Here is an 8,284-nt window from a genome sequence, read left to right as displayed (position 1 = left end):
GGAACGATCGTCGAAGTCGTGATCCTTGAAGCATCCAAACAGGGCGCATGGCCGCTCCTGCGATCCAGGGCCGCTTGATCCCCGTGACCCGCCAGAGGCGCGAACCTCACCTGTAGGAGCCCAGCCCCCTGGGCGATTGGGGTTCCGGACAGGCCCCATCGGCCAGGGGCTGGCCTCCTACGATGGGCCCGGACATCGTGTAGGAGCGCAGCCCTCTGCGCGACAGGAAGCCGAACAAAGACCCATCGGCCAGAGGGCTGGTCTCCTACGATGGGCCCGGACATCGTGTAGGAGCGCAGCCCTCTGCGCGACAGGAAGCCGAACAAAGCCCCGTCGGCCAGGGGGCCGGCCTCCCGCGGGGGCTGTGGGCCAAACCACGTCTTTGTCATCCCGGCCGCGGCGAAGCGACAAGCCGGGATCTTTGGCGCAAGAGCAAGCGGTCGAGTTCGTCCTGGATGTGAATCAGCCCGTGCCGTACAATTCCTTCGAATTTGCCATACATGCCGGGAGGTGATCGTATGGAACAGGAAACCACCAAGGTGACCGTGCGCCTGCCCAAACAGGATGTAGAGTTCGCGAAGGCCTATGCCAGGGCACACGGGATGAGCATGACCGAGGTGATTGACCGCCATCTGCGCCACCTCCGAGCGCTCGAGCGGCATACGCCAAGCGCCGAGCTGGAAGCCATTACCGGCCTGATCCCCGCCGATGTGGATGCCGAGAAGGCCTATCACGACCACCTGCGCGACAAGCATTCATCGTGATCATGCTCGATCTGAACGTCCTGCTGGACGTTCTGCAAAAGCGCGAGCCGCACTATCGTGTTTCGGCGGCAGTCCTGGAACAAGTTGTGCAGGGCGAAGAAGAGGGTGCAATCAGCGCCCACGCGGCGACCACGGTGCACTACCTGGTCGCACGGTATGCGGATCGCACGTCTGCGGATCGGGCATTGAGCTGGCTGCTCCAGCATTTGCACGTATCCGCGGTGGGACGCACAGAACTCGAACGAGCCCGGTCGCTCGGCTGGGCGGATTTCGAAGATGCCGTGGTGGCCGCCACTGCCGAGCGCGCGGGTTGCGCGTCCATCATTACGCGCAACCTCAAGGATTTCGCCGGTTCGCCCGTGCCCGCGCTGACGCCGCAGGAGTTTCTGCTCCGCTAACCAACGTTGTATGGGGTTTCTGCGTACCAAAATCGGCCAGAGGGCTGGCCTCCTACGGATCTTGGGCATTCCCGCCTGTAGGAGCGCAGCCCTCTGCGCGATGGGATGTTGGTGATGCCCCAATCGGCCAGACGGCTGGCCTCCTGCGGGGGGGCGAGACGACAATGGATGATGCAATGGAATTGATTACCCCATACGGCGGTACGCTCCGCGATCGGGCCCATCCGGTGCCCCATCGCCGAGAGGGCTCGGCCAACGCAAACGCAGGAGGCCAGCCCCTGGCCGATCGGGCCTGCCCGGCGCCGCATCGCCGAGAGGGCTCGGCCAACGCAAACGTAGGAGGCCAGCCCCTGGCCGATCGGGCCCATCCGGTGCCCCATCGCCGAGGGGGCTCGGCTCCTACGGGGGTCGAAGCCACGGTAGCCAAGGGTTCAACCCCTTGATCCGATCCATCCTGGACAGTCTGAAATGGAGCAGCCGCCTGGGCGCCAAGTTTTTCTGGGCGGCCCCGGCCGCGACCAGCGGGGTGGTGTTCTTCACGCTGGTTTCCCAGCTCTCCATGCTTTTGGCCTTCTTTCTCCCATTGAAGGTCATCATCTTGCTGGGATCGGACGGCATCCCGCGGTATTTCCCGCCGGCGTTCGAACAAGTGGATCGGGACCAGCTGATCATCAGCCTGTCGGTGGCCACAATCCTGTTCTACCTTCTCTATCTGGGGTCCGAAAGGCTGGTGGAGTGGGGGGCGGAGCGTGGTGCGGCCCGGCTTCTCGCCCGCGGGCGCAAGATGGTCCTGTTCGAGGGACAGGACGAGATGGCGCGTCGCTCCTACAAACGTTATGCCTCGGCGCTTGCGGGCGGTATCTTCGTGTTTCTGGCGGTGGTCCTGCTGGTGTGGCTGTATCCGGCCGTGGCCGGGATCATTATTGCCTACCTGGTTCTCACTTCGGGTGTGCTTCTCGCCGCCCTGATCGTCAGCGAGTCGTTTCGTCAGCACCTCGATAACGCACTTTCATCGTGGACGGCCGTGCTGGCTGCACTGGGCTTCATGCTGGCCTTCATCTACCTGGTAATCGATTTCCTCTTCCGCGAACCGCCCGGGCTTATCCCGGCCATCATAGCGTTGCTTCTGTCGCGCCAGGCATTCAACCGGTTATCCGGCGCTGTCCCTGCCATCCAGCAACTGTATCGGCAGCGTCCCAAGCTGGATGCGCTGTTCTTTCACAAGGCGGCCTACATTCCCCGGTCCGGTGGGGAATCGCACCCGGTGCGTACAATCCTCCAGCCGGAGCAGCGCGAGCGCTGGGTGGGACAGGTCCTGTCGGAGCTGGTTTCGGAGACCCCGGACCAGGGTCTGAGTATTCAATGGCTGGAACTCAATGTGCGAGGTGTCTACGCGCTCTGGTGTAGAGGCGACTCGGGCGAGACTTATCTGGTCAAGCTCTTCGACAGGAACCGTTCCGATCAGGCGCGTCACGAAGCCACGCTGCTGGCTTCGCCCCCCGGGACCCTGGCTTCCCCCGGCTGGCTGGGATCCACGACGATTGATGGCTGGCATGTCCATCTCTTTCGGTGTCCGGTGGCGGCGACGGAGCGGGTGCCTGCCTCAAAGAAGATGATCTGGAATTTCCGGTACCGGATGCTCGAAACGGAGCTGAGCCCGTCATTCTTAAAACAATATGAACGTTCCCGTTCGTATTTATGGCAGCGCCTGTCTCCATCGATGTTGACGGACCTTCGGGCGGCTGCGTCAGACGATGAGCGAGCCCGGCTGAACAGGCTCGAACACTGCTTTGAGCAGTGGCTGGGCTGGCTGGCAGCCACGCCGGTCGCTCTCGCATCGCCCGACGTGGGTCCGTTCACGGTCGTGCCCGCGCATTCATCGGGTCCCGTGTTGTTGCACTGGGGGCGGTGGTCCCTGGAGCCGGCCGGTTCCGGATGGCCCATCAATAAGGCAGGTTTTCGGCATCTTGGCAGGGCATATCAACGGGCTTCACGATTCCGTGCTGCACACCACGCGGTGAGCCTGAACCAGCTATGGCTGGCGGCGCTGACCTTTCAACTCGAGTCCGACTGGCAGAAGGAACGATACTCCCAGGCACTGGGCCATTTGCCGCTTGTGGAGCAATGTCTCCAGGAACTGCAGGCAGGCGGTGAACCAGACGTGGAAGCCGTTTGATGTACGGGACGTGCCTGATATGCTCCGCACCACGTTCGCGGCACCGGTCGGTCTCCGCCTTCGAGGTCCCGGCCATCACGCCGGGTCAGGGGGGGGGTATGTACCCGGGCCATGATCCCGACCCGTTCAAGGAACCGATCAGTGAATCACCTGAAAAACAAACGAATACTGGTAACCGGTGCGTGTGGCACGGTGGGCCGCGAGCTGGTTCGCCAGGCGGTGGAAGAGTTCGAGGTGGCCGAGTGTATCGGCATCGACAACAACGAGAGCGAGCTGTTCTTCCTCGACCAGGAGTTCGGTGGCGATGGCCGGGGCAAATTCTTCCTGGGCGACGTGCGCGACCGGGACAAGCTGATGCGTCGGCTGCGTGGCGTGGATGTGGTATTTCACGCCGCTGCGCTCAAGCACGTGGGCCTCTGCGAGCGTTCGCCCTTCGAGGCCGTCCAGAGCAATATCCTGGCCATCCAGAACCTGGTGGGGGCCGCCTGCGAGAACGGGGTGGAGCGGGTGGTCTTCACCAGCTCGGACAAGGCCGTGAACCCGACCAACGTGATGGGCACGTCCAAACTGATGGGCGAACGGCTCATTTCGGCAGCAAACACCACCCTCCACGGGGATGGGCCGGTGTTTGTTTCGACCCGTTTTGGCAACGTGCTCGGCTCCCGCGGCTCGGTGCTGCCCATTTTCAGGCGTCAGATCGCACAGGGCGGGCCGGTGACTCTTACCGATCGCGAAATGACCCGTTTCGTGATGAGCTGCGAGCAAGCGGTACGCCTGGTGCTCGATTCGGCCCATCTGGGTTGCGGGGGAGAAGTGCTGATCACCAAGATGCCGGTGGTGCGCATCGAGGACCTTGCGAACGTGATGATCGAGCGTCTGGCTCCCAAGTACGGGCATGATCCGGCGAATATCGAGATACAGGAGATCGGCGCCAAGCCGGGCGAAAAGATGTACGAAGAGCTGATGAGCCAGGAAGAGACCGGTCGTACCTGGGAGCTGGACCGCTACTTCGTGGTGCGCCCCGCGTTCCCATCGCTTTATCGCGACATCGAGTACGACTACGAAAATCTGGTCTCGCGCGAGGTCACCAACCCGTACAATTCATCCTTGGAGCCGGCGCTCTCGCGCGATGAGGTAGGCCGCTTCCTGGAGGAGAACGGTCTGCTCGAACCGGCCGATTGCGCCGATGAGCCAGCCGAACGCAACTTTCCGTAAGAGGGTGCAACGATGCATATCCTGATTCTGGGGGGCGACGGCTACCTCGGCTGGCCCACGGCCATGCACTTCTCCGCGCGTGGGCACGAGGTCACGGTGGTGGATAACTACCTGCGCCGCCACGCCTGCACCGATCTGGACGTCGGCATGCTCTACCCGGTGCCCACGCTGCCCGAGCGCGCCAAGCGCTGGCACCAGCGCACCGGCAAGGAGATCAAGGTGGTCCTGGCGGATCTGGCCGACCCGGAAGCCATGCGAGGGCTGTTCGAAGGCCGGGTGCAATACGACTGGGCCATCGACCCGACCTTCACCGGCGAGCCGGACGTGGTCGTCCACTACGCGGAGCAGCCGTCCGCCCCGTACTCGCTGATGAACTACAAGCGGGCCAACCTGACCGTCAGCAACAACCTGCTGGTCACCAACAACCTGATGTTTGCCCTGCGCGATCTCGCGCCGAACACCCCGGTAGTCAAGCTCGGCACCATGGGCGAGTACGGCACCCCCAACATCGACATCGAGGAGGGCTGGCTGGAGGTCGAGCACAAGGGCCGCAAGGACACCTTCCTCTACCCGCGCCAGGCCTCCTCGCTCTACCACACCACCAAGATCATGGACACGGACCTCATGTGGTTCGGCGCGCGCATGTGGGACCTGCGCGTGACCGACTTGATGCAGGGCCCGGTCTACGGCATCGAGACCGACGAGAACGAAGGCCAGGAAGATCTCTACCCCATCTTCAACTACGACGAGATCTTCGGCACCGTCATCAACCGCTTTATCGTCCAGGCCATTGCCGGCTACCCGCTCACCATCTACGGCGCCGGCGGACAGACCCGCGGCTACCTCAACATCCGCGACACCCTGCAGTGCGTGGACAAGGCCGTGGAACACCCCGCAGGCCCCGGCGAACTACGCATCTTCAACCAGATCATGGAAACCTTCAGCGTGCGCGAGCTCGCCGAACAGACCCGGCGCGTGGGGCAGGCCCTCGGATACCCGGTGGAGTTGCAGAACCTGGAAAACCCGCGCAAGGAAGCCGAGGAGCATTACTACAACCCCGCCTACCAGGGCCTGCTGGACCTGGGCGTAAAGCCGCACTACCTGACCGACGAGGTAATGGAAGGCATGTTCCGCATTGCCGAGCGCTACCGTGACAACATCCGCAATGACGTGATCTTCCGGGGAGTACGCTGGTAATGACGGATACGGCCGATCAGGACACCCCCATCCTTGCCACCCGGCCGCTCTCGGATGCGGCCATGGAACAGGTGCCGTGGTGGAACCCCGGCATCCCGCCCTGGGAACCCGTCAAGGAACCGAACTCCAGCCTGCGCATCGCCTCCATCGTCAGCGATCGCCTGTACGAGGGCCTGCGCTTCGAGGGCGAAGTGTTTCTGCTGACGCCGGACAATGCTCGCCAGACGCTGGATTACGGCGCGCCGGACCTGCTGATCGTCGAGTCCACTTGGGAGACCGCCACCGGCCACTGGTACCTTGCGCAACCCGCGCCCGGGCCGGGGGCCGATGCGCTGCGCGAACTGGTCGCCCACGCGCGAAGCCTTGGCATCCCCACCGTGTACTGGTTCACCGAGGACCACGCCTACCACGAACACTACCGCGAATTCGCCACGCACTTCGATCATGTGTTCTGCGCGGATCCGGAGGAGACACAGCGCCTGCGCGCGGACGGCATCCAGGCCGAAGACCTGCCGCCGTGCGTCCAGCCCGCGCTGTACAACCCGTTCCGCAAGCACGAGGAATACGACGCCATGGACCTCGGCGTCCTGTTCGACGGGTGGGGCGATCTGGATCGCAACCCCGATCACTACGCAGTACTGGAAGAAGTGCGGGAGGAGCACCGGCTCAGCATTCTCGAATCGCGCTACCTTCTGACCAACAATCGGCTAAAGGCGGAAGAAAAGCACCAGGGCTGCATCCTTGGCTGCGCGACCCGCGAGAGCCGCATCCTCGCACTGAAGTACGCGAAGGCAACCATCAGCTTCGAGCAGACGCTTTCCACGCCGACTACCCAACGCTGGGAAGCACTGCAGGCCACGGCCAGCTACTGCCCGGCCATCCATTTCGGCGCCTTGCCGGAGGGCGACATCCGCCACGGCCTGGTCCAGTCCTTTGGCGAAAACCTGGACGCCCTGGTCGAGCTCGTTCGCATGGAAGAGGACCACCTCTACCGCCAGCGCATCGCACATCGCGCCTGGCGTGAGACGCTCCAGAACCACACCTTCTCCCACCGCATCCGGCAAATCTGCGAAACCCTCGGAATCGCCCACGACTGGGACGAGTACCCGACGGCAAGCGTCATCACCCCCACCTGCCGCCCGGACATGGTCCCTCAGGCCATCGAGACCTACCGCAAGCAGACCTATCCGAACCGCGAAATGATCCTGGTGTACAACGGTGAGCAGCCCCAAGAATTGCCCAAGGAGTGCGAGGCCCCCGATATCCACGTGGCGCAGGTGCCCGGCGATCGTTTTGCCGGGGCTGCATTAAATCTGGGAGCACAGCTCGCCAGCGGCGCTTGCTGTTTCCGCATGGATGACGACGACCTCTATGGCGAGAACTACCTGCTCGACATGATGCTTTGGCAACGCTGTGCCGATGCCACTGTGTGGGGAAAGGGGCCGGCCCCCCTGAAATTCGAAGAATTGCCGGAGGTGTACGTACGCCCCGGCTCTCGGCAGCCTTTCCAGATCGTATCGCCCGGGGTGCTTCACGCCGGTCAGTTCTGGCTGTGCGGCAACTCGATCGCCTATCGGCGCACGCACCCGGAAGCCAGTGGCTACCGGGATGCGGCCCTTGGAGCGGCCGATACATTCTTTAACCGGGAGGCCGCATCGAATGCGATCGTTCTTGTTCTTGATCCGTTCAATGATGTGGCCGTCCGGCAGTTCGATGCCGGAGGACACACTTGGCGGATAAACCCGCAAGACCTGAAACGGGCTGCAGATTGCTACCCCGGCGTTGAGGACCTTCAGGTTTGAATGGCCCAAGCCCTGTTTTTGCGAACGAATTTTGGTGAACTGGGAAGGCCGGCAATAAAGCCCACTCAAACCCAAGATCGGCAGGTCAGGCCCGAGTGAAGGCGAGAAGTGAAAATTCCACCTTAAGCGATCGATGTAGAGTTAATTCGTTCTTGGGAGATTCAACAATGACGGCGCCGTGGATTAAAAAAAATTCTACAAATTCCCATCCGTGGAGTGCGCTATCAACAGAAAACTTCGGGCGGTGCACGGCATCTGATCAGGCAAGCCGATGCGCCTAATGTTTATTTGCGAAAGCCTAGCCGTGGGTAAAGGGGGTGCTGAGCGCGTGATATCGGAGTTGGCTGCCGAGATGGCCAGCCGCGGTCACACTTCTTATCTAACGCCTGAATTCAACCAATAAGTGCAACGCCACGTCATGCGGCGCGTCGCCGCGATAAGGATTGCTCCAGGACCTCGATCGGAGCCCGGTAGCCGAGCCGCTTGCGCGGTCGAAGGTTGAGCTTGTCTTCGATCTCCTGGATTCGTTCTTCGCTGACATGAGCGAAGTCGGTCCCCTTCGGGAAGTACTCCCGGATCAGACCGTTGGTGTTCTCGTTCGAGCCGCGTTCCCAGCTGTGATACGGCCGAGCGAAGTACACGGGGCAGGCGAGCTTCGCGCTCACCTGCTCGTGGGCCGCGAACTCCTTGCCATTGTCGACCGTGATACTCGTCACCGCCGGGCGCCAGTGG

General features: G+C 62.6%; 7 protein-coding genes. 6 read left to right on the top strand and 1 reads right to left on the bottom strand.

The genetic code is table 11. The features are described 5' to 3' along the window. Positions 1-518: 518 nt before the first annotated feature. From G020_RS0114190 to G020_RS0114165, 6 genes are all read left to right on the top strand, one after another. Complete coding sequence (locus G020_RS0114190) at positions 519-764, top strand: DUF6364 family protein (RefSeq protein WP_018947721.1); 246 nt, start codon at positions 519-521, stop codon at positions 762-764. Continuing rightward, on the top strand, positions 761-1,162 hold the full coding sequence (locus G020_RS0114185) for a PIN domain-containing protein (protein ID WP_024330052.1): 402 nt from the start codon (positions 761-763) through the stop codon (positions 1,160-1,162). Before G020_RS0114190 ends, G020_RS0114185 begins: the two co-directional genes overlap by 4 nt. A 439-nt stretch (positions 1,163-1,601) precedes the next feature. Beyond that, positions 1,602-3,338, top strand: a complete 1,737-nt coding sequence (locus G020_RS0114180) for a hypothetical protein (protein WP_024330051.1) — start codon at positions 1,602-1,604, stop codon at positions 3,336-3,338. A 111-nt stretch (positions 3,339-3,449) separates the two neighbouring features. Next, positions 3,450-4,553 (top strand): polysaccharide biosynthesis protein, encoded by a 1,104-nt coding sequence (locus G020_RS0114175; RefSeq protein WP_051130355.1) that lies wholly within the window; start codon positions 3,450-3,452, stop codon positions 4,551-4,553. A gap of 12 nt (positions 4,554-4,565) precedes the next feature. Next, complete coding sequence (locus G020_RS0114170; protein WP_024330049.1) at positions 4,566-5,750, top strand: NAD-dependent epimerase/dehydratase family protein; 1,185 nt, start codon at positions 4,566-4,568, stop codon at positions 5,748-5,750. Between the two features lie 62 nt (positions 5,751-5,812). After that, a complete protein-coding gene (locus tag G020_RS0114165; RefSeq protein ID WP_156002786.1) occupies positions 5,813-7,552 on the top strand; it encodes a glycosyltransferase in 1,740 nt (579 codons plus the stop codon). Positions 7,553-7,968: 416 nt separating this feature from the next. Here the strand turns inward: G020_RS0114165 and G020_RS0114160 are convergent. Beyond that, a partial coding sequence (locus tag G020_RS0114160) for an IS30 family transposase (protein WP_024330047.1) occupies positions 7,969-8,284 on the bottom strand: 316 nt, incomplete at its 5' end.

The organism is Thioalkalivibrio sp. ALR17-21 (genome assembly GCF_000420185.1).
Classification (GTDB): Bacteria; Pseudomonadota; Gammaproteobacteria; order Ectothiorhodospirales; family Ectothiorhodospiraceae; genus Thioalkalivibrio; species Thioalkalivibrio halophilus.
The sequence above is the reverse complement of the archived record's forward strand: the minus strand, read 5'-3'. Positions and strand labels throughout refer to the sequence as shown.